The organism is Streptococcus sp. SK140 (genome assembly GCF_000259525.1).
Lineage (GTDB): Bacteria > Bacillota > Bacilli > Lactobacillales > Streptococcaceae > Streptococcus.
Map to the genome: position 1 here is coordinate 13,300 of NZ_AJML01000024.1, position 23,384 is coordinate 36,683.

The 23,384-nt window shown below is 34.8% G+C and carries 19 protein-coding genes and 2 tRNA genes; 13 read left to right on the forward strand and 8 right to left on the reverse strand.

The window, feature by feature from the left end; genetic code table 11:
• Positions 1–134 precede the first annotated feature (134 nt).
• The 3 genes from dnaA to HMPREF1116_RS06610 all read right to left on the reverse strand — a co-directional run bounded on the left by dnaA (position 135) and on the right by HMPREF1116_RS06610 (position 3,711).
• On the reverse strand, positions 135–1,490 hold the full coding sequence (gene dnaA, locus HMPREF1116_RS06600; RefSeq protein ID WP_000660633.1) for a chromosomal replication initiator protein DnaA: 1,356 nt from the start codon (positions 1,488–1,490) through the stop codon (positions 135–137).
• Between the two features lie 221 nt (positions 1,491–1,711).
• Entirely contained in the window at positions 1,712–2,470 is a 759-nt protein-coding gene (locus HMPREF1116_RS06605) for a ParB/RepB/Spo0J family partition protein (RefSeq protein ID WP_000390821.1), read from the reverse strand.
• Between the two features lie 56 nt (positions 2,471–2,526).
• Positions 2,527–3,711 carry a S1C family serine protease gene (locus HMPREF1116_RS06610; RefSeq protein ID WP_000793272.1) on the reverse strand — a complete coding sequence of 395 codons (1,185 nt, stop codon included), beginning with the start codon at positions 3,709–3,711 and terminating at the stop codon, positions 2,527–2,529.
• 183 nt (positions 3,712–3,894) lie between these two features.
• On the opposite strand from HMPREF1116_RS06610, the gene rlmH reads away from it, so the two are divergent.
• The 6 genes from rlmH (at position 3,895) to HMPREF1116_RS06640 (ending at position 7,075) form a co-directional block, all read left to right on the forward strand.
• Positions 3,895–4,374 (forward strand): 23S rRNA (pseudouridine(1915)-N(3))-methyltransferase RlmH, encoded by a 480-nt coding sequence (gene rlmH / locus HMPREF1116_RS06615; protein ID WP_000695941.1) that lies wholly within the window; start codon positions 3,895–3,897, stop codon positions 4,372–4,374.
• A gap of 43 nt (positions 4,375–4,417) precedes the next feature.
• Positions 4,418–4,491: transfer RNA gene (locus tag HMPREF1116_RS06620), tRNA-Arg, on the forward strand.
• Positions 4,492–4,656: 165 nt separating this feature from the next.
• On the forward strand, positions 4,657–4,782 hold the full coding sequence (locus HMPREF1116_RS06625) for a ComC/BlpC family leader-containing pheromone/bacteriocin (RefSeq protein ID WP_007555225.1): 126 nt from the start codon (positions 4,657–4,659) through the stop codon (positions 4,780–4,782).
• Between the two features lie 30 nt (positions 4,783–4,812).
• Positions 4,813–6,132 carry a competence system sensor histidine kinase ComD gene (gene comD, locus HMPREF1116_RS06630; RefSeq protein WP_001054986.1) on the forward strand — a complete coding sequence of 440 codons (1,320 nt, stop codon included), beginning with the start codon at positions 4,813–4,815 and terminating at the stop codon, positions 6,130–6,132.
• Positions 6,129–6,881: a competence system response regulator transcription factor ComE gene (gene comE / locus HMPREF1116_RS06635; protein ID WP_000866056.1), complete on the forward strand. Its 753-nt coding sequence runs from the start codon at positions 6,129–6,131 to the stop codon at positions 6,879–6,881. The genes comD and comE overlap by 4 nt, the downstream gene beginning before the upstream one ends.
• Before the next feature lie 120 nt (positions 6,882–7,001).
• Positions 7,002–7,075 (forward strand) — tRNA-Asn (locus tag HMPREF1116_RS06640).
• 218 nt (positions 7,076–7,293) lie between these two features.
• Here HMPREF1116_RS06640 and HMPREF1116_RS06645 read toward each other — a convergent pair.
• Positions 7,294–7,836, reverse strand: a complete 543-nt coding sequence (locus tag HMPREF1116_RS06645; RefSeq protein WP_001158257.1) for a TetR/AcrR family transcriptional regulator — start codon at positions 7,834–7,836, stop codon at positions 7,294–7,296.
• A gap of 128 nt (positions 7,837–7,964) precedes the next feature.
• On the opposite strand from HMPREF1116_RS06645, the gene HMPREF1116_RS06650 reads away from it, so the two are divergent.
• Positions 7,965–10,628 carry a YhgE/Pip domain-containing protein gene (locus HMPREF1116_RS06650; RefSeq protein WP_000472054.1) on the forward strand — a complete coding sequence of 888 codons (2,664 nt, stop codon included), beginning with the start codon at positions 7,965–7,967 and terminating at the stop codon, positions 10,626–10,628.
• 31 nt (positions 10,629–10,659) lie between these two features.
• Here HMPREF1116_RS06650 and HMPREF1116_RS06655 read toward each other — a convergent pair whose 3' ends face one another.
• Complete coding sequence (locus HMPREF1116_RS06655) at positions 10,660–13,209, reverse strand: YfhO family protein (protein ID WP_000846610.1); 2,550 nt, start codon at positions 13,207–13,209, stop codon at positions 10,660–10,662.
• A 61-nt stretch (positions 13,210–13,270) separates the two neighbouring features.
• A complete protein-coding gene (locus HMPREF1116_RS06660; protein ID WP_000958799.1) occupies positions 13,271–14,893 on the reverse strand; it encodes an ATP-binding cassette domain-containing protein in 1,623 nt (540 codons plus the stop codon).
• Positions 14,894–15,099: 206 nt separating this feature from the next.
• On the opposite strand from HMPREF1116_RS06660, the gene trpS reads away from it, so the two are divergent.
• Entirely contained in the window at positions 15,100–16,125 is a 1,026-nt protein-coding gene (gene trpS / locus HMPREF1116_RS06665; RefSeq protein WP_001039668.1) for a tryptophan--tRNA ligase, read from the forward strand.
• 161 nt (positions 16,126–16,286) lie between these two features.
• Entirely contained in the window at positions 16,287–17,765 is a 1,479-nt protein-coding gene (gene guaB / locus HMPREF1116_RS06670) for an IMP dehydrogenase (protein WP_000073399.1), read from the forward strand.
• Positions 17,766–17,816: 51 nt separating this feature from the next.
• Here the strand turns inward: guaB and recF are convergent, their stop codons facing one another.
• Entirely contained in the window at positions 17,817–18,908 is a 1,092-nt protein-coding gene (gene recF, locus HMPREF1116_RS06675; protein ID WP_000266314.1) for a DNA replication/repair protein RecF, read from the reverse strand.
• Between the two features lie 2 nt (positions 18,909–18,910).
• A complete protein-coding gene (gene yaaA, locus HMPREF1116_RS06680; protein WP_000455869.1) occupies positions 18,911–19,279 on the reverse strand; it encodes a S4 domain-containing protein YaaA in 369 nt (122 codons plus the stop codon).
• A 161-nt stretch (positions 19,280–19,440) separates the two neighbouring features.
• Here yaaA and yfmF point away from each other — a divergent pair, with 161 nt between their 5' ends.
• From yfmF to pgsA, 4 genes are read left to right on the forward strand one after another with little or no spacing between them, the layout of a single operon-like run.
• Positions 19,441–20,691 (forward strand): EF-P 5-aminopentanol modification-associated protein YfmF, encoded by a 1,251-nt coding sequence (gene yfmF / locus HMPREF1116_RS06685; RefSeq protein WP_000424581.1) that lies wholly within the window; start codon positions 19,441–19,443, stop codon positions 20,689–20,691.
• Positions 20,688–21,971 carry an EF-P 5-aminopentanol modification-associated protein YfmH gene (yfmH, locus tag HMPREF1116_RS06690; RefSeq protein WP_000197955.1) on the forward strand — a complete coding sequence of 428 codons (1,284 nt, stop codon included), beginning with the start codon at positions 20,688–20,690 and terminating at the stop codon, positions 21,969–21,971. Before yfmF ends, yfmH begins: the two co-directional genes overlap by 4 nt.
• A gap of 37 nt (positions 21,972–22,008) precedes the next feature.
• A complete protein-coding gene (gene rodZ, locus HMPREF1116_RS06695; protein ID WP_001227967.1) occupies positions 22,009–22,833 on the forward strand; it encodes a cytoskeleton protein RodZ in 825 nt (274 codons plus the stop codon).
• Between the two features lie 11 nt (positions 22,834–22,844).
• On the forward strand, positions 22,845–23,384 hold the full coding sequence (gene pgsA, locus HMPREF1116_RS06700; protein WP_000711962.1) for a CDP-diacylglycerol--glycerol-3-phosphate 3-phosphatidyltransferase: 540 nt from the start codon (positions 22,845–22,847) through the stop codon (positions 23,382–23,384).

Here is a 23,384-nt window from a genome sequence, read left to right on the forward strand (position 1 = left end):
TATTAGAAGGATAATAGTAATAATAGAGCGTGTGAAATCTGTGGAAAAACACTTGTAATCAAGAAAACTCAAGGACAGAGCCTTGTTTAAAAGATGTGGATAAATAAGAGAATTTTTTAAAAGTTATCCACAAGTTATTTAATTTTCTTTTTGATGTTTTCAATTTCTATACGTAAATTATCATCTGTTTCAAGCATGGATTTGATTTTTCCATGAGCGTGAATGACCGTTGTGTGGTCTTTACCACCAAACTCTTTTCCAATCTTAGGAAGGCTATTATCAGTCATTTCTCTGGCTAGATACATGGCAACTTGACGGGCTAAAACGATATTTTGAACACGTCTAGTTCCTTTCATTTCCTTGACACTAACACCATAGAAGTTTCCAACTTCTGTCTGGATTTTATTAATTGGAATCACGATCATTTTGCTAACGTTTTGTTTACGAGCACGAATAGCTTCAGCTGCAATGTCAACTGTGATATTGTTAATCTTTTTGACTTTGGCCATTAGGCTGATATCGTTGAGTGCTCCCTCGAGTTCTCGCACGTTAGAGTCAAACTGTCCAGCCAAATATTCGAGTGTATCATTCTGAAAATGATAGTTGAGATGTTCAGTCTTACTCTGTAAAATAGCAATACGTGTTTCAAAATCAGGTGGTGTGATATCTGTCGTTAATCCCCACGAGAAGCGCGTGACCAGACGTTCAGGTAGACTCTCTAAATGTTCAGGCCTACGGTCGCTCGTCAAAACAATCTGTTTATTATTATTGTGAAGGGCGTTAAATGTATTGAAAAACTCTTCCTGAGTTTGTACTTTCTTTCCACTAAGTGATTGAATATCATCAATGAGTAGGAGGTCTAAACTGCGGTAAGTTTTCTTGAATTTTTCCATATCATTGAGTCTCAAATGCTCTAGGAATTCATTAATGAAGCTTTCAGCAGGTATGTATTTTACACGCGCATTTGGACTCTTTTTCAGAATTTCATTCCCAAGGGCATTTAACAGGTGAGTTTTTCCAAGTCCAGGACCTCCATAGATAAATAGAGGATTGTAAGTTAATCCTGGATCTTCAGAAACAGCCAAAGCAGCAGACTTAGCCCAAACATTACCATCCCCTTGAACAAAATTATCGAAAGTATACTTTTCCTTGAGTCCAGTTTCAGAATATGGAATAGTGGATGGAATTGGTTGATAATCGTTGCCAGGTTCAGACTCGAAAGCTACTTGTGAGTTAGCTTCTTCAACTTTCGTGAAGATATAATGAGCTTTTATTTCAGTATCATAGATTTCAAAACCTGCTGCTAAAAGCATCCCATTGATATTTCGTTCCCAGAATATCTGCATTTCATCGCGGGGTAAGAAAATCGTTGCAGTATTTTCTTCAACTTTAACCAGTTTTGCGTCTAAAATATAGAAATCATAAACTGACTGAGTTAATTTATCATGTGCAAGTTCTAAAAGACGATTCCAAAATTGTTTTTCCTTCAATGATTTTCTCCTCCTTTACTATAGAATTTAAAAGGTTTATTGATAGAATCATTTTACCATAGATAAGATTATTTTTCCACAACTTGTGGAAAACAATTAACAATGTTTTTAAATGTTATCCACATTTTGTGGATAACTAAGAAAAATTCTGAAATACTGGGCTTTTAAAAACTAAAATGCAGTGGATAACTATGTTCGTTAAGAATACTAAAATAACAGCCTTATTTCAGGCTGTTAATAAATTGTTGGTATTCATCTTGGTTATGGAAGGAAATTGAAATTTTACCACTATCTTTTTTTTGTAGCTTAATCTGAACATCTAATCCGAGTATTTTTTTCAATTTTTGCTCTTCTTCTTTGACAAAGTGGTCTTTTTCTTTTTTGCTGCTCTTCTTCGTTTTTTGTAGTATTTGTTCAACTTGTCGAACAGAGAGATTTTCAGTTTGAATACGATTCAAGAGTTTATCTTGTTTATCACTTGATAATTGAATGAGGAGTCTAGCATGAGCTTGAGAAAGTCTACCACTTTCAACTTCTGTCAGGATATGTTTAGGTAATCCTAACAATCGAACTAGGTTTGTAATATAAGGTCGAGATTTCCCCATTTTTTCAGCAATTTCTGTGTGGGTAAAACCTTTATCAATTAAGGATTGATATGCTTTAGCTTCCTCGATAGGATTTAAATTTTCTCGTTGGAGATTCTCAATGATAGAATGAAGCATCATATCTTGATCAGAAAGTTGCTTAACAATGACTGGAACTTCTGAAAGTCCAGCAGCTATTAAAGCACGATACCGTCTTTCTCCAGCTAGAATTTCATATCCAAGTACTGGAGATTTTCTAACGATAATAGGCTGAATCAAGCCGTTTTCCTTAATAGATTGTGCCAGTTCTTGAATTTTTTCTTCTGAAAATTCCTTACGAGGTTGATAGGGATTTTTTTGAATATCTTTTATTTGAACAATTTTAAATTCTTCCATAATTCTACATTAACACAACTTAGATATTCTGTAAAGCAACTTTACATATCTGTAAACTACTTATCTAAATCACTAGTACTTTTATCTAATTTAATAGTTGTTGTTTCTTCCTTACCATCACGGTAGTAAGTAACAGTCATACTGTCTCCAATAGAATGACTATATAAAGCACTTTGCAATTCAGTAGTGGAAGAAATAGCTTTATCATCTATTTTTGTAATGACGTCATATTGTTGCAGATGTCCATTGGCAGGCATATTTTTTTGAACAGAACGAACAGCTACACCAGAAGTAACATTTCCAGGAAGTTTTAGTTTTTGAAGATCAGTTGTACTAAGATTTGATAAGTTAACCATGTGGATTCCAAGAGCAGGTCGAGTTACTTTTCCATCTTTTTCCAACTGCTTGATAATATTAATTACATCGTTTGCAGGAATGGCAAAACCAAGACCTTCGACAGATGTTCCACCATTAGAGGCAATCTTACTTGATGTAATACCGATAACTTGGCCTTGGATATTAATCAAAGGACCACCTGAGTTCCCAGGGTTAATAGCTGTATCTGTTTGGATAGCATTGGTTGAGATAGCTTGTCCGTCTTCAGATTTTAGAGATACATTTCTATTTAAACTTGATACAATCCCCTGTGTCACAGTATTGGCATATTCAGAACCTAGAGGACTTCCGATTGCAATAGCTGTTTCTCCAACTGTTAGTTGACTAGAATCACCAAATTCGGCTACTGTTGTGACCTTATCTGCAGCAATTTTTACAACGGCAATATCTGAATAAGTATCAGAACCCACAATTTCACCAGGGACTTTTGTGCCATCTGCTAAACGAATATCAACTTTTTTAGCACCATTAATAACGTGAGTATTGGTTACAAGGTAAGCAGTATCCCCTTCCTTTTTATAAATGACACCAGAACCTTCGCTGTATACTTGTTCAGCATTGGTATCTGTATCAGTTTCATCAGATCCGAGTAAACTATTTTGAGAGTTTGATGAGTAAGTAATGACAGATACAACAGCATCTTTAACTTTATCAACTGCTTGTGTAGTTGAATTTTCATTTTTTACAGCTGTTTTGCTGACAGTCGTTGTAGTTGTCGTACCACTATTTTGTTTTTGACTGAGCTGCAATGTGGTAAAAGTACCTAAAATACCACTAAAAAAGCTAATGAGAATGACTACTAAAAGTTGTCCCCATTTTTTGGAACTAGTTTTTAAGTTTTTCATAGAAGCCTCCATGTTTTTTTATCAATGAAAGTATAAAATAGCTAGCTTAATCCAAGCTTAAAAACAAAAAGTTTTTCACAACTTGTGGATAACTTTCGAAAACCTGTGAATTTATTGAAGTTTTTCAAAATCTTATCTGTGAATAAGATGTGAAATTGAGTGTGAATATGTTAGAATAGAAGAATGAAAATTAAAGTGGTAACAGTTGGAAAACTGAAAGAAAAATATCTCAAAGATGGCATAGCAGAATACTCCAAGAGAATTTCACGATTTGCTAATCTAGAAATTATTGAGTTGGCTGATGAAAAAACACAAGATCGGGCCAGCGAATCTGAAAATCAAAAGATTTTGGAGTTGGAAGGGAACCGCATTCTTGCTAAAGTAGGGGAACGTGATTTTGTAGTTGTTTTAGCTATTGAAGGAACAACTTTTTCTTCTGAAGAGTTCAGTAAGCAGCTTGAAAGGGCTTCTATCAATGGATTTTCGACAATCACTTTTATCATTGGTGGGAGTTTAGGACTATCTCCAGAGGTGAAAAAAAGAGCCAATCTCTCTGTTAGTTTTGGGAGATTGACGCTTCCTCATCAACTAATGAGATTAGTCTTAGTAGAACAAATTTATAGAGCGTTTTCGATTCAACAGGGCTCTCCCTATCATAAATAGATGATTGACTAAGCTAGCTTTTTTTGATAAGATAGATTAGTAAGGTCTCATAGCTCAGCTGGATAGAGCATTCGCCTTCTAAGCGAACGGTCGCAGGTTCGAATCCTGCTGGGATCAGTGTTAAATCGTAAGCTGGGAAAAAACCCCAGCTTTTTTTGTAAAAATTTGACATTTCAGAATAAAATTTGAGCATTTGAGAAATAATTCTCTATAGGTATCGTAGATTTTATATAATATTTTTGTAAGTTAATTTACAAGAAAAACATTATAGGAGTTTATATTATGAAAAAGAATACAGATTTTGCTCAAATGAAAGATTTCCAAGAATTGAACGAAAAAGAACTGCAGGAAATCAGAGGTGGGGATATAAGATTACCTCATATTATAAAAAAATTATTTTCAAAATAATATAAAATAGTGGTAAGATAGGGAGCTATAATGAATTTAGTTATATTAGGAACAATTTTTCTTCATATCTATATTCTAACAATTAGTTATGGAATAATTTGTAAGATAGCAAGAAAAGAAAGATATTGGTTTGGAATTTATCTATTTTTATTCCAACTTTTAGCTGAATTTTGCTTTGATTTTATTTCCTTATCTGGATTAGGATTTGAAAAATTTTTATTTCCTATTTTTCTCTACGCATATCTAAAAATTTTTAAAAAATACGATAAGTATCAAGCAGGATTTATCAGTATACTACTGTCATTACTATATAATAGTAGCCATACATTTATATCTGTAACTTTATCATCTATAATAGGAGATCAATTAGTAATACAGCATGAAGAACTCTTCTTTTTTGTAGTTCTATCATTAACTTATTTTGCAATCAAAAAAATCATTACTTATTTCCACTTGGAAATGACCTATTTTGATAAAGACTACCTCTATCCATTTTTAAAAAATGTGCTAGTTGCTTTCTTCACCTTACATATCCTCTTATTTATTTCAGATATTGTGAGTACTTTTCCCAATTTAAACAGTTTTGGAAGTATTTTATCTTCTATTGTTTTTGTTTGTCTACTTTTGACCTTCTTTTCCATGAATTCTCACAAAGTTCAGATAGAAAAAGAAATCGAATTGGAACAAAAGAAGTTTGAGCAAAAACATTTACAAACTTACACAGATGAGATTGTTACCTTATATAATGAAATTCGTGGTTTTCGCCATGATTATACAGGTATGCTTGTCAGCTTAAGAATGGCGATTGAAAGTAAAGATTTACAAGAAATTGACAGAGTTTACAGTGAAGTACTTGTAAAGGCGAATCAAAAATTACGTTCAGACAAGTATACCTATTTCGATTTGAACAATATTGAGGATTCAGCACTTCGTAGTTTGATTGCTCAATCTATTGTCAATGCGAAAACTAATGATGTAGAGTACACATTAGAGGTAAAAGATATCATTACCCCTTTGTCTATGGAACTGTTAGATTTGGTGCGCGTGATGAGCGTTCTGCTCAATAATGCTGTTGAAGGGGCAGTTGAAAGCTATCAGAAACAACTAGAGGTAGCTATCATCAAGTTGGATCTTGAAACCTTAGTTGTCATCCAAAACTCTTGTAAAAAAAGAAAGGTAAAATCCGAAGATTTATTTGAATTAGGATTTTCAACTAAAGGAAGACATAGAGGACTTGGACTCAATAATGTTAAAGAAATTTTAGGAAAATATGACAATGTTATTTTAGAAACAGAAATTGATAATGATGTATTTAAACAAGTAATTAGATTTAAGAGGGAACTGATATGAAAGTATTGATTTTAGAAGATATTATAGAACACCAAGTAAGGTTGGAAACAACTCTAAATAAAATTTCTAAGGAAACAAATATTCCTATCTCCTATAAAACAACAGGAAAAGTAAGAGAGTTTATGGAATATGTAGAGCATGATGAAGTCAATCAGCTGTATTTTCTAGATATTGATATCAATGGGATTGAGAGAAAAGGATTTGAGGTTGCTCAATTTATTCGTCATCGCAATCCTTATGCCATTATTGTTTTTATTACAAGTCGATCTGAATTTGCTACTTTGACTTATAAATACAAAGTTTCAGCATTGGATTTCATTGATAAAGAAACCAGTGATCAAGTTTTTAAAAATAGAGTTGCCGACTGTGTGCTTTACACTAAGACTACTTTACTTGAAAACCAATCAGTCGTTGATTATTTTGATTATAGTTATAAAGGAAATGATCTTTGTATTCCTTATCATGATATTCTCTACATTGAGACAACTGGAACTTCTCATAAATTACGAATTGTAGGTAAGAATTTTGCCAAAGAATTCTATGGAACAATGACAGATATTCAAGAAAAGGATAAGGAACCCCAACGTTTTTATCTAGCTCACAAGTCATTTTTAGTCAATATTGGTAATGTGAGAGAAATTGATCGTAAAAAAATGGAAGTTGTATTTTATGAAGATCATCGTTGTCCTATCTCTCGCCTAAAAACTAAAAAATTGAGAGAACTAATGGCTAAAAACCAAAAAAAGTAATTGACAATTTTTGATAAATTGATATAATGGTTATATCTGCTACAGGTAGAGGGTCCGTTGGTTAAGAAATCGTCTTTTCATAGCGGTAACACGGGTTCTAATTCCGTACGGACTATTTAATCCGCCATAGCTCAGTTGGTAGTAGCGCATGACTGTTAATCATGATGTCGTAGGTTCGAGTCCTACTGGCGGAGTCGGATGAAAGGAACACTAATTTGGTGTTCCTTTTTTTGATTCTTTGTCCGATGTAATGAGGGGAGGCATACCTAACATACGGATAGATAATGATTTGTGTCCGAAAATAAAACTAAGGAAATTGTATTGCATTAGTATTAGCCTAATAAGAACAACAAAATAGGCTCCATAATATCCATAGGGGGTTGATTCTCTATAACTATTATAGAGCTTTTTATTAATTTGTATCCCCTAACATTTTCATTAAAAAGTCCGTGATTTCTTGTGGACTTTCTTTTTTTCCGTGGGCAATCCAGGTTTGACAGACTCCAAAGAGAGCATTTGTTAGGTAGACGCTACTGTATTCTAATTCTACTTCATTTAGTTTGAGTTGCATAAAACGTTTTTGAAGGTCTGTGCTCAGTAGGATGTGAAGTTTATTTCTCAAGAAATTTTGAATTTCCTTGGTTCCATTTTCAGATAAAAGAGCTGCTAGAAGTGGTTCTGATTCTAAGTATTCAAATACTTCTAGAATGGCATCTCGTTTGTGATTAGCATGTTTTTGAAAGATATATTCGAAGGTATGAAATAGTTTACTTTGGTAATGTTCAATCATATCGTATTTATCTTTGTAATGAGTATAGAAACTGGAGCGGCTAATTCCAGCTTTTTGTGCTAATTTAACAGTTGTAATCTGATCGAATGGTTGTTCCATCAATAATTCTACCATAGCATTTTCGATAATGCGCTTGGTTTTTAATCGTTTATTACTCTCTTGCATGTTCCCTCCAGATGAACATTTTTAGACAATGTGTTCAAAAATAGTTTTTTTATCTTGTCTTTTTAATTTTTTTATGTATAATCTATTATATCAAAAATTTAGACAAGTAGTTTAAAAAAGGAGACAATATGTTTAAAGAATGGAAAGCAATCTTTAAAAAACCGACATTTATTATTGTCATGATAGGAATTTCCTTAATTCCAGCTCTTTACAATATCATTTTCTTATCATCAATGTGGGATCCATATGGTAAACTTTCGGAGTTACCTGTAGCAATTGTTAATAAGGATCAAGCTGCTACTTATAATGATGAAAAACTCACTATTGGTGAAGACATGGTGTCTAATTTAAAAGATAGTAATAGCCTGGATTTTCATTTTGTAGATGAAGGTGAGGGAGAAAGAGGACTGCGGGATGGAGATTATTATATGGTTGTAACGTTGCCAAGTAATCTTTCTGAGAAAGCTTCTTCTATCCTTACAAATCATCCTGAACAGATGAAGATTGACTATCAGACATCAAGTGGTCATAGTTTTATTGCAAGCAAGATGAGTGATTCTGCCATGACACAAATCAAACAGACTGTGGCTACTAATGTTACTCAATCTTATACCAAAGCTTTATTTGAGAAGATGGGTGATTTAAAACTTGGTTTATCTCAAGCGGCAAATGCAAGTTTACAGTTGGCTGATGGTTCGAATCAACTTTCGGATGGGAGTCAAACCTTAACAACCAATCTTCAAACCCTAGCTCAATCGAGTCTCACATTTTCTAATGGTGCTGATCAATTATCTACAGGTTTAGGAACCTATACAGCTGGTGTAAATCAGTTAAATCTTGGTCTTGGTAATTTTAATACTGGTTTAAATCAATATACCAGCGCTATTTCACAAATTGATAATGGATTAAACCAACTGAATTCACAGACACCGGCACTGGTATCAGGATTGACTCAACTTGATGCAGGCACACAAGCCTATACAGGTGGTGTTTCTCAACTTAATTCAGGATTAAATCAATTTTCACTTGGTATTGATACTTATACAAATGGAGTTCAAAGTCTATCATCAGGTGCAAATCAGATTTCTACTAAATCAGAGACTCTACGTACAGGACTAACACAACTTAATCAAGGTATTCAAGAACTTTCTACTCAATTAGATGGGGCAAACCAACAGAAAGATCAGATTAAACAATTAGCAACTAGTTTAGAGCAATTTAATCAAGCTATTCAAAATATTCAAACAGCAGATAGTGGAGAGATAACACAAGTAACAAACCAGCTTTCTAGTAGTCTATCAACGATTGCAAATTCAGCACAGAGCATCATTACTTCAAATCAATCTGAAAAAGAAACTACTTTATCAGCTATTCAATCTACTAGTGCTTATCAAAGCTTAACTCCTGACCAACAGGCAGAGATAACTTCTGTGGTTTCTAATCCATCATCTTCTGCCAGTGAGTCAGCACGAACAATTTTAACTACAGTTCAAACGTTACAATCTTCTTTAGAAAATGTAACCACTCAAACAAATAGTTTAACTCAATTAAAGAATCATTCAAGTCAATTATTACCAACTGCTTCTTCAACATTGACAAGTTTGTCAAGTGGATTAACACAGGTTCAAACAGCAATTGATGGTCAGTTATTGCCAGCTAGTCAAACTCTTGCATCTGGTATTGACAGCTATACAAAATCTGTAGACCAAGTAGCTTTAGGAGCAAGTCAGTTGAGTTCGAAAAATTCGAACTTGACAGGAAGTTTCAATAAGTTGCTACAAGGCTCTAATCAGTTGACAGAAAAATCTTCTACATTGACAGGTGCTACTGCTAAATTAGCAGCGAATGGGCCAGAATTAACAACAGGAATTGATAAACTTGCATCAGGTGTCAACCAAGTAAACAATAAAACATCAGATTTAACTGCTGGATTTAATCAATTACAAGCGGGTTCTCAACAATTAGCTGATAAATCAGACCAGCTAGTTTCAGGAGCAAATCAACTGGCTAATGGTTCTGAAAAAATAGCTAGTGGAGCAGATCAACTTGCTCAAGGATCTGAAATTTTACAATCAGGACTCGGAAAATTAAGTGATGGTTCAAGTCAATTAAATCAAGGGTTGACAGATGCTGATAAACAATTGAATAAGGCTTCAACTGAACCAAAAAATGCAGACTTACTGGCTGATCCTTTGAGTCTTTCAAAAACTGATACGGATCAAGTAGCAGTTAATGGAATTGCCATGGCTCCATATATGATATCAGTTGCTCTCTTTGTTGCGGCTATTTCTACTAATATGATTTTTGCTAAATTGCCTTCTGGGCGCCATCCAGAAAGTCGCTGGGCTTGGTTTAAGTCTCGCTTTGAAATTAACGGTATCATTGCTGGTTTGGCAGGAGTATTAGTTTATGGTGGAGTACATTTAATTGGACTTACTGCAGTTCACGAATTCAAAACTTTAGCTTTGATCATTTTAACCAGCCTTGCTTTCATGGCGATGGTAACAGCATTGACAACCTGGAATTCTCGCCTAGGCGCCTTCTTCTCTTTAATTTTATTACTCCTTCAATTAGCATCAAGTGCAGGAACTTATCCTTTAGCTTTGACGAATCAATTCTTTAAAACTATTAATCCATGGTTACCTATGAGTTATTCAGTTTCAGGTTTTCGACAAACCATTTCTATGACAGGTAATATTCATAGTCAGATTATTTTCCTTATCTTTACAATAATGATTTTTGTTGCTTTAGGAATGCTAGCCTATCAACCTAAAAAAGCTGAAGAAGACTAAAAACAATCGACCAATTCGGTCGATTGTTTTTTTATCTAGAATATTTTTTTCTTTGAATATCATAAAAAATAAAGACAATAATGGCTATAAGAGAACAACTTGCACCAGCAACAAATCCTTTTGGAATAAAGGAAAGGGTAATAGTTCCTTCACCTTCAGGAACATCAATTTTCATAAATCCAGTTTGTGCCTGTTGAATTTGTATTTTTTTACCATTTTGGTAAGCAGACCATCCTCGGTCGTAAGGAATTGTGAAAAAGATCGATGTCTCATTCTTTACCTTATAATTTACAGTGACTTTATTTTTATAAGAGCTCACTTCTACTGGATTTTCTTTTATTTTGCGTATAGCCTCCGTATATTTCTTAGTATCTAAGCGATAGAAAGTTGGAGATTCAAATGATACTTGAGCATTTCCTGGGAACTTAATCTGGATATCAAAAGTTTGTTTATGTTCTGCATATCCAAGATTAAAAAATGTAAAAACATTATCTGTGTTAAAGGATTTTTTTTCACCATTGACAATGATGTCAACTTGCTTTTTCTTATCATTTGAAAAATTTAGCTTGGTCATGGAAAGGTAAACCTGACTATTATCAGGTACTTCAATGCTGTAGCTGATAGTTGCATCTTCAGTATCAGTTCCGTTTAGATTGACAACATTGTCATCAGAGTCTGTATAATGATTTATCGAATAAAAGTACTCTTCATTAAAGCCAGAAATTTGATTTAAAAATTGAGTTTGGTTATCAAGAGTATGGTCATTAAAAGTGACATCTTTGTAAAGAGACTGTGTAGCAAAAGCAATTGGGAGAGCGAATTGATTTTTATAAAGGGTTAGATTATCTTTTTGATAGCTTGGATGAAAACCATATTTATCTGGATAGGTTTCAGAAATATTGTAGCTGATTCCAAATAAACTATCTGCAATGATAGTATTATTTGCATAACGAAGATTAAGGTTGGTACCTGAAGATTTAAAACCCAACTTATCTAACGTTGTACTTGCAGAACGATTACGAACAGATGAAAATTGTGAGATGCCATTGTAGTTAAATTTCATGCTATCGTTTCCAGTTTGAGTTTGTAACTTTTCAGTTCGTGTAAATGTATCTGGCTGCTGTTTGGTATACTCCAAAATAGCTTCCATACTTGGAATATCTTTATCATAGGTACTACGAGAAGCAAATCCCCATTCTTTCGTAATTCCATTTAGTTGAGATGAAGCATTAAAACTAATTTCACTTATTGTAAAGATCAAAATAAGGATTGAAAAGATTTTTAGAGAAATCAGTTTTTTAATAAGTGCTAATAATAACAGTAAGTATACCACTAAGAATTCAATCGTTAAGAGTATATTTAATTTAGTTAGAAATGAATAATGATTTTTAAAATAAATGGTTGCCAGATAGCCAAATAAAAGGAAGGTCATTGAGAATAAAATATTCCATAATTTAATATCCTTAAATCTATTTAAAACTTCTGCTGAAATATAAATCAAGAGAGTAGAGAAAATCCAAGCATAGCGATGAAGAAACATATTTGGTGCGTGCATTCCTTGCCAAAATAAATCTAAGGCTTCTAGATAAAAACTAGCAATGATGATAATGAGTAGAGTTGCATAGCATAGTTTCACGTGAAACTTAATTGATTTTAATGTAAAGAATACAATTGTTAAGATAAAAGGAAGGAGGCCAACAAAAATCATTGGGATGGAACCATATTTAGTTGTATCGAAAGCACCAATGAATTGTTTAGCGAATAGATCTAGATACCAACTGGCATCTGTTTTTATTTTTGTAATAGCGGTTAGTTTTTCACCATGAGTTCTTAAATCAAACAAGGTTGGGAGTGTCATGATGAAACTTATTAAACCAGCGAGTAAGGATGTTAGGAAAAAATCAAGGAAAGAATACTTGCGACTTTTAAAATCCCAGGAAAGTTGGCAAAAATACCAAACTACCAAAAACAGGGCAGTCATATAACCAAAATAGTAGTTTTGGATAAATAATATTGACAAACTTGTAAAGTATAGAATCCGTTTTTTTTCCGCTACGAGTAGATGTAAACCAGTTAAAATTAAGGGAATTAAAATAAAAACATCTAACCAGGTTTTAATCTCAAGTTGACTAACTGTAAAGCTCATTAAAGCATATGAGGTAGATAGAGCTAATCTAAGTGGGGCTGGTATATTTTTAAATAGTTTACTCAAGCTAAAAAAGGTTGACAGACCTATCAAACCAAATTTCAACAAGGTTGATAGATAAACTGCGTCTGGCATGCTTGATACATCAAAAAAATAAACAAGAGGTGATAGAAAACTACCAAGATAATAACTGGACAAGGCATAAAAATTGAGACCTAGACCACTGGTAAAAGTATAAAATAGACTATCACTCCCATGTAAAATATTACGAAGATTAAGATCAAAAATAACATATTGATGAAATCCATCCCCTAATAAAGGTGAAGTATCACTGTTCCAGTAGATACATTGAGAAAGATAGACTCCGAACATAATTACTAGGGGAATGATGAAAGAAATAAAATAGGTCCAATAGTTTCTAAAAAATGTTTTCATGTTACCTCATAGAATGATAGAAAACTCAGTTGGTTAATCCAACTGAGTTTTAAAGTATTATTTAGTCTTTCCAAAGTTCTTTAACTTTTGCTTGTACTTCAGCATTTTCTAAGAATTCATCATAGGTTTCATCAATACGGTCGATTACACCGTTTTTAGATAGGACAATAATGTGGTTAGCCAATGTTTGAATGAATTCATGGTCATGACTGGCGAAGATGATTGATTCTTTGAAGTTTTTCAATCCATCGTTCAAACTTGAAATAGATTCCAAATCTAAGTGATTAGTAGGATCGTCAAGTACTAGAACATTTGATTTCAAAAGCATGAGTTTCGATAGCATCACGCGCACCTTTTCTCCTCCTGACAAGACGTTTACAGGTTTGTTAACCTCATCTCCAGAGAAGAGCATACGGCCAAGGAAACCACGCAAGAAGGTATTGTCATCTTCTTCTTTACTTGCAAATTGACGGAGCCAGTCAAGGATAGATTCACTCCCAGCAAAATCAGCTGAATTGTCTTTTGGTAAGTAAGAGCGACTAGTTGTAACCCCCCACTTGACAGTTCCCTCATAGTCAATATCACCCATAATAGCACGAATCAATGCAGTTGTTTGAATGTCGTTTTGACCGATAAGAGCTGTCTTGTCACCTGGACGCAAGATAAAGCTGATGTTGTCAAGAATAGTTTCGCCATCAATCTTGACAGATAGATTTTCTACTGTCAAGAGATCGTTTCCGATTTCACGTTCAGCTTTAAAGTTGATAAATGGATATTTACGACTAGATGGCACAATTTCTTCAAGTTCAATCTTATCAAGCATTTTCTTACGTGATGTTGCTTGTCTTGATTTAGAAGCATTAGCAGAGAAACGAGCAACGAATTCTTGGAGTTGCTTAATTTTTTCTTCTGCTTTAGCATTACGGTCTGCTAGCAATTTAGCAGCAAGCTCAGAAGATTCTTTCCAGAAGTCGTAGTTTCCGACATAGAGTTTGATTTTTCCAAAGTCAAGGTCGGCCATGTGAGTACATACTTTATTTAAGAAGTGACGGTCATGGGACACAACAATAACGGTGTTATCAAAATCAATCAAGAAATCTTCTAACCAAGTAATAGATTGGATATCCAAACCGTTGGTCGGCTCATCCAAAAGAAGGACATCTGGTTTACCAAATAGAGCTTTAGCAAGGAGTACTTTCACTTTGTCTCCATTTGCGAGTTCACTCATATTTTGGTAATGAAGATCTTCAGGGATATTCAAGTTTTGCAAGAGTTGTGAAGCTTCACTCTCAGCTTCCCAACCACCTAGTTCAGCAAATTCTCCTTCAAGCTCAGCTGCACGAACTCCATCTTCATCAGTAAAGTCTGCTTTCATATAGATAGCATCTTTTTCTTTCATGATGTTGTATAGTTTTTCATTACCCATGATAACAACATCAATAACACGTTCATCCTCATAGTCAAAGTGATTTTGACGAAGCACAGAAAGACGTTCATCAGGTCCAAGAGAAACATGACCAGTTGTAGGTTCAATATCCCCAGCTAAGATTTTTAAAAATGTTGATTTACCTGCACCGTTAGCACCAATTAAACCATATGTGTTTCCTTCTGTAAATTTGATGTTGACCTCATCAAAAAGTTTGCGATCACTAAAACGTAGTGAAACATCAGATACTGTTAGCAATTTTTTTCTCCTATTATATGTAATACTCTAATTCTACTAGAAAATCAGCAAATATTCAAATTTTTATCTGTCAATTATTTGTAAAGGGAGTTTACAGATAATTTACAGTTAAGGAGTTGAAATCGTAATTATTTGATAAAAAAAATTACCTGTCTTTTTATCAAAAAAATGCTATAATTGAAAGGACCATATCAAAGGAGAATAAGATGAATAAACCCATTATTTTAACAGGAGATCGTCCAACGGGGAAATTACATATTGGGCACTACGTTGGTAGCTTAAAAAATCGTGTCTTATTACAGCAAGAAGATAAATATGACATGTTTGTTTTTTTGGCTGACCAGCAAGCTTTAACTGACCATGCAAAAGATCCACAAACTATTGTAGAGTCTATTGGGAATGTTGCTTTGGACTATCTTGCAGTGGGATTGGATCCTAACAAATCAACGATTTTCATTCAAAGTCAAATTCCAGAATTGGCAGAGTTGTCTATGTATTACATGAATCTAGTGTCTTTGGCTCGTCTGGAGCGTAATCCTACTGTAAAGACAGAAATTGCTCAGAAAGGATTTGGAGAAAGTATTCCAACTGGATTTTTAGTTTATCCAATTGCTCAAGCAGCAGATATCACAGCTTTTAAGGCTAACTATGTTCCTGTAGGTACAGACCAAAAACCGATGATTGAACAAACGCGTGAGATTGTGCGTTCATTCAATCATGCCTATAATTGTGATGTTTTAGTAGAACCGGAAGGAATTTATCCTGAAAATGAAGGAGCAGGTCGCTTACCTGGTCTTGATGGAAATGCCAAAATGTCTAAATCGCTTAATAATGGTATCTACTTGTCAGATGATGCAGATACTTTGCGTAAGAAAGTAATGAGTATGTATACAGATCCAGATCACATTCGTGTTGAGGATCCAGGTAAGATTGAAGGAAATATGGTTTTCCATTACTTAGACGTATTCGGACGTCCTGAAGATTCTCAAGAAATTGCTGACATGAAAGAGCATTATCAACGTGGAGGTCTAGGTGATGTTAAGACAAAACGGTATCTACTTGAAATCCTAGAACGTGAACTTGGTCCAATCCGTGAACGTCGCCTAGAATATGCTAAAGATATGGGTGAAGTGTATAATATGTTACAAAAAGGTAGTGAAAAAGCTCGAGAAGTTGCTGGCCAAACGCTATCAGAAGTAAAATCGGCAATGGGTCTAAATTACTTTCATTAATAGATAAAATACGAACTCTAAAACTATCTCTTCTTTAAAATTAAAGGGATAGTTTTTTACATTATCTATTATCAATATAATTGACAAATTTTCATAGAATGGTATGATAGATACAATACAAAAAGCGTCAAGCTCAAAAAGAAAGAAAAGAGGAAACTTCAATGTCTAATTGGGACACTAAATTTTTGAAAAAAGGTTTTACCTTTGATGATGTATTGCTTATTCCAGCAGAGAGTCATGTATTGCCTAATGATGCGGATTTAACAACAAAATTGGCAGATAATTTGACTTTAAATATCCCAATTATTACAGCAGCCATGGATACTGTAACAGAAAGCCAAATGGCTATTGCTATTGCTCGTGCAGGTGGTCTTGGAGTTATCCATAAAAATATGTCAATTGCTCAACAAGCAGATGAAGTTCGTAAGGTAAAACGTTCTGAAAATGGTGTTATCATTGATCCATTCTTCTTGACTCCAGAGCATACAATTGCAGAAGCAGATGAACTCATGGGACGTTACCGTATCAGTGGTGTTCCAGTGGTTGAAACTCTTGAAAATCGTAAATTGGTTGGTATCCTAACAAATCGCGATCTTCGCTTTATTTCTGACTACAACCAACCAATTTCAAAACACATGACTAGCGAAAACTTGGTTACTGCACCAGTTGGTACAGATTTAAAAACAGCTGAGAGCATTCTTCAAGAACACCGTATTGAAAAACTACCTTTGGTTGATGAAGAAGGTCGTCTTTCTGGCTTGATCACAATCAAAGATATTGAAAAAGTAATTGAATTCCCAAATGCAGCAAAAGATGAGTTTGGTCGCCTTCTAGTTGCAGGTGCGGTAGGTGTTACTTCTGACACATTTGAACGTGCAGAAGCCCTCTTTGAAGCGGGAGCAGATGCAATTGTCATCGATACTGCTCATGGTCACTCTGCAGGGGTTCTCCGTAAAATCGCTGAAATCCGTGCGCACTTCCCAGACCGTACATTGATTGCCGGAAATATCGCTACTGCTGAAGGAGCTCGTGCCCTTTATGACGCAGGAGTTGACGTTGTTAAAGTTGGTATTGGGCCAGGTTCAATCTGTACAACTCGTGTTATCGCAGGTGTCGGAGTTCCACAAGTTACAGCTATCTATGATGCGGCAGCAGTTGCGCGTGAATATGGCAAAACAATCATCGCTGATGGTGGAATCAAGTATTCTGGAGATATTGTAAAAGCTCTTGCTGCTGGTGGAAATGCAGTAATGCTTGGATCAATGTTTGCGGGAACAGATGAAGCTCCAGGTGAAACTGAAATTTTCCAAGGACGTAAGTTCAAGACATACCGCGGTATGGGTTCAATCGCTGCTATGAAGAAGGGTTCAAGCGACCGTTACTTCCAAGGTTCTGTCAATGAAGCAAACAAACTTGTTCCAGAAGGAATTGAAGGTCGTGTTGCTTATAAAGGTGCAGCAGCTGATATTGTCTTCCAAATGATTGGTGGTATCCGTTCTGGTATGGGTTACTGTGGTGCTGCTAACCTTAAAGAATTGCATGACAATGCTCAATTTATCGAAATGTCAGGTGCTGGTCTAAAAGAAAGCCATCCACACGACGTGCAAATCACAAATGAAGCACCAAACTACTCAATGTAATAAAAAATCTCCTGTTGAACAGGAGATTTTTTATTTACAATGTTGTAAATATTAGTTTACAGATAATTGACCATCTTTTACTGTAAATACACTGAGATTATCAGGCAAGTTTTGAAGATGCTCTAAACTAGTGGTAGTAATAAAGGTTTGAATGTTATGAGAGATAGTCTCTAATAATTTAAGTTGACGATTATTGTCAAGTTCACTCATAACATCGTCAAGTAAAAGAATAGGCGCTTCCTTGGTGATGTTTTCCATCAACTCGATTTCAGCTAGTTTGATAGAGAGGACAAGGCTACGATGCTGTCCTTGACTGCCAAAACTCGCATCTATACTGTTGATCAAGAAAATCATATCATCCCGATGAGGACCAACTCCAGTATTCTTTTTAAATAAATCTCTTGCTCTACTTTTTTGAAGTGCTGTATAGAAAGATTCTGCTAGATGTTCCTTGCCAGTGAAGTTTACAGATGGTTGATAACGTATTGACAACTCTTCCAATTGGTCTGAGATATCAAAGTGCTTTTCACGACCAAAAGACTCCATTTTTTTGATAAATTCTGCTCTGTGAATCATCACTCGACAACCGTAGTCGACTAGCTGGTCATCGAGAACAGATAAAAATGTTTCGTCGATATGATTTGCTGACTTTAAGTAGGTATTTCTTTGTTTGAGCACATGGTTGTAGCTTGACAAGTCTGACAAGTATATGGGTTTGATTTGCCCTAGCTCCATATCTATAAACTTACGTCGGATAGCAGGTGCTCCTTTGACAAGTTGTAAATCTTCGGGTGCAAATAGAACAACATTCATGTGTCCAATATAGTCAGATAGCCGAGCTTGCTTTAAGTGATTGACCTTAGTAATCCGACCTTTTGGAGTCAAGTCAATCTCAAGTGGTACAGTAGCCGTTCGTTTTTGAAGAATTCCAGAAACTTGAAGCTGCTCTTCTTCAAATCGGATTAAATTCTTGTCTGTCTTTGTCCGATGACTTCTAGTTAAAGCTAAAAAGTAAATACTTTCCAGAAGATTAGTTTTGCCTTGAGCATTTCGACCCACAAATACATTTAATTTAGGATTAAATTCAATTTCGGTATTCTGATAGTTTCTAAATTGCTTGATGGATAAGTTTTTTAGCCACATACTTATCTACCTGGGAAACGTGGTGCAGTTTTTGTTTTAGCTTTCGGGGTCTTTTTTGTTGGCTTTTTTTTGACCGTCTTATTCATTTCTTTGACAAGTTTAGCCACACGTTCTTTCTCAAGTTTTTCTTGGAGATATTCTTCCTGTTCTTCTAAGCTCGGTTGCGTCAGAATGATTTGGATTTTCATGTCAGGAATGTCGATAGAGTCTCCGATTCTTACTTTTTTCCCACGACGATTTTCTAATCCCCCATTAAAGTAGACATGATGCTCAGCTAAAAAGGATTTAATAGCTCCGCCACTGTGTATAATACCAAGTTCTTTCAAGAGAGCTTGGAGAGTGATAAATTCTTCAAATAATTTGTATTCCATAGTTCACCTCAATCTTTGGTATTATACCATATTTTACCTTGAAATGGCAGAGGTAAATTCGTTAGAAATGAAAGCGATTTTAATTCTAAAAGGGGTAAAGAGAACAAGAAAATTTTCTCTTTTCATGGTATAATAGAACTCTATGTAGAAGGAGGTAAGAGATGGAGTTAGTACCTGGAATTACAGTGCATTTTATCCAATCAAAAAAATTTAAAACTAATAAAATTACTGTGCGTTTCACAGCTCCATTGTCTTTGGATTCAATTTCAAGTCGCATGTTAAGTGCCAGTATGCTTGAAACTGCCAACCAAAGTTATCCAACTGCTCAACTGTTTAGAAAACGTTTAGCAACCTTGTATGGAACTGATTTGTCAGCGCACGCCTATCGAAGAGGACAAAGTCATCTTGTGGATTTGAATATTACCTATGTGCGTGATGAATTTTTAAGTAAGAAAAACGTATTAACTTCTCAAATTTTAGAATTACTGCATCAGGTTCTGTTTACACCATTGTCGGATGAGGATGAATTTGAGAAAAATGCTTTTGACATCGAGAAAAAACAGATCTTATCAAGGCTGGAATCAGAATTAGAAGACCCATTCTTCTTTGCTCATAAAGAGTTAGATCAATTGTTTTTCCAAGAAGAATCAATGAAGCTAGTTCCTAAAGATTTGATTTCTAGAATTTCAGAAGAGACTTCAAAAACATGTTTTTCAAGCTATCAAAAAATGCTAAAAGAAGACCAAATAGATATTTTCTTCTTGGGTGATTTTAATGAAATTGAAGTTTTAGAGTTTTTACATAAATTTCCTTTAACAGGTCGTAAATCAGCTGTAAACATTCAATATCAGCAACCCTATTCTAATATTTTTAGAGAAGGTATTGTTAGAAAGAGATTAGGACAGTCTGTTTTAGAGATGGGCTACCATAGTTCAGTGGCATATGGTGATGAAGAACAGATGGCAGTGCTTCTTGTCAATGGTCTTTTAGGAGCCTTTCCTCATTCGAAACTATTTACCCAAGTGAGAGAAAAAGAAGGACTGGCCTATACGGTATCAAGTCATTTGGATCTCTTTAGTGGATTTTTACGATTGTTTGCTGGAATTGATCGGCAAAATCGAAACAAGGTAAGAAAATTGATGAATCATCAGTTGCTTGACATAAAAAATGGCAAGTTTACAGATAAGGAGATTGATCAGACCAAACAAATGATTCGTAGATCTTTACTACTAGCTCAGGATAATCAAGATTCTATTGTCGATAAATATTATCTGTCAACTTTTTTTGGGAAGGCGAATCTTGACACAAAAATTTTAATCGATAAGCTTGAACAAGTTGATAGAGAAGCAATTTGTGAAGCAGCAAACAGTTTTAAGTTGCAGGCTATTTATTTTATGGAAGGAGCAGAATGACCAGACCTACTTTTCAAAAGAAATATTATCCTGCTGTAAAAGAAACTTTGTATCAAACTAGCTTAGAAAATGGTTTGACAGTTACTTTACTACCTAAAAAGGACTTTAACGAGGTTTATGGCGTTGTAAGTGTCCAAGTTGGTTCTGTTGACACAAGGTTTACAGTGGATGGTAATGACTTACAACAATATCCACAAGGAATCGCTCATTTCTTAGAACATAAGCTTTTTGAAAGAGAAGATTCTGGAGATGTTATGGCAGCTTTTACAGAGTTGGGTGCTGAAAGTAATGCCTTTACGAGCTTTACGAACACTAACTATCTTTTCTCGACTTCTGAAAATGTTCTAGAGTGTTTAGATTTGCTAGAAGAACTTGTCACTACTTTCAATATGACTGAAGAATCTGTGGAGCGCGAAAAGGATATCATTCAGCAGGAAAGAGAGATGTATCAGGATGATCCGGATTCTTGTCTATTTTTCAAGACTTTGGCAAATCTCTATCCAGAAAGTCCTTTAGCTTCAGATATTGTTGGTAGTGAAAACTCTATTGATGCTATTTGTTTGGAGGATTTAAAAGAGAACTTTAAAGAGTTTTACAGACCTGTCAATAGTAATATCTTTTTGGTCGGTAATTTTAAACTTGAACTTCTTGAAGATTATTTTGCTAAGAAATCTTATCTGCAAGAAAAAAAATATGAGTTTAAAAGAGAACAAATATCTTTACATCATGTAAAGACTACTGAAAGTTTACGGATGGACGTTGCTTCTCCAAAATTAGCGATCGGTATTAGAGGGAATAAAGAAATCGGAAATCGAGATCAATATCGTTATCATCTTTTATTGAAATTGTTGTTTACAATGATGTTTGGTTGGACTTCACAAAGATTTCAAAGATTATATGAGTCTGGTAAACTGGATGCTTCCTTGTCTCTAGAAATAGAAGTGGATCATCGTTTCCATTTTGTGATATTAACAATGGATACAAAGGAACCTGTGGCACTTTCTCATCAATTTCGTAAAGCTATTCGTAATTTTATGAAAGATGAGGATGTCACTGAGGATCACTTGGATATTGTAAAAACTGAGATGTATGGAGAATTTCTTCATAGTATGGATTTCTTAGAATATATTGCCACTCAGTATCATCCAACTAAGACAGGTTCGACCCTGTTTGACCTTCCTAAACTTTTGCAGGAAATTACTCTAGAGAATGTTCTAGAAGCAGGACATGATTTGATAGATAATAGCGACATGGTTGATTGTACAATTTTTCCGATATAATCGCTAGAAAATACACTAGAAAGAAGGAATGTTAAGTATGAGAAAAAAAACAATTGGCGAGGTCTTACGCCTTGCTAGAATTAACCAAGGACTGAGCTTGGAGGAATTACACAGAAAGACGGATATTCAACTGGATTTGTTGGAGGCACTGGAAACAGATGATTTTGACAAACTACCGAGTACTTTTTATGCTCGATCTTTTTTGAGAAAATATGCTTGGGCAGTTGAATTAGATGAACATATTGTTCTAGATGCCTATGATTCAGGTAGTATGATTACCTATGAAGAAGTAGATGTTGATGAGATTGAGCTTTCAGGACGTAGACGTTCTAATCGCAAGAAGAATTCATTTCTCCCGCTGTTTTACTTTGTTCTCTTGTCTTTATCAATTTTAATTTTTGTAACCTACTATGTGTGGAATTACATTCAAACCCAACCAACTACGCCAGCTACAGCAAGTTATAGTGTGGTGAGTTCAACAAGTACTTCCAGTAGTGAGCCATCAAGTAGTAGCCAATTTACTAGTTCATCAAGTTCGAGTGATGCCTCTTCTGTGATCATTTCTGGTCAGGGAGATACGATAGCAGCAGAATACAAAACTTCTAAAGATTCAGTTGAGCTTCAATTCTCTGTTACCGATGTAACGAGCTGGATCAGTGTTTCGAATACTGACTTGGCAGGAGGAGTGACTCTCGAACCTAATAATAAAACAGCTAAAACAACGATTTCGAAAGACAATCCTGTAACAATTACATTGGGAGTTGTTAAAGGAGTAACAGTGAAAATCGATAATCAGGAAATCGATACTTCAAAATTGGCTGGGGAAACTGGCTGGATTAAACTGACAATGAGTTCAAATTAAGGAAGGATAATATGAAAAAAGAGAATATTCCTAACATACTAACGATTGGTAGAATTTTATTTATTCCCATTTTTGTTCTTCTTCTATCATTTGGACCGTCTCCGGTATTACATATAACAGCAGCAATTATTTTTGCTATTGCTAGCATCACGGACTATTTGGATGGATATTTGGCTAGAAAATGGCAGGTAGTTAGCAATTTTGGGAAATTTGCAGATCCAATGGCAGATAAGTTGTTAGTTATGTCAGCCTTTATTATGCTAGTTGGGCTAAATATGGCACCAGCTTGGGTGGTAGCAGTTATTATTTGTCGAGAACTTGCAGTTACCGGGTTGCGCCTGCTCTTAGTCGAAACAGGCGGGACTGTTCTAGCTGCTGCAATGCCTGGGAAAATAAAGACATTTAGTCAGATGTTTGCGATTATCTTCTTGTTGCTTCACTGGAATGTGCTTGGTCAGATAACTCTTTATATTGCCTTGTTCTTCACAGTTTATTCTGGTTATGATTATTTCAAGGGAAGTGCATATTTGTTTAAAGGAACCTTTCGCTAG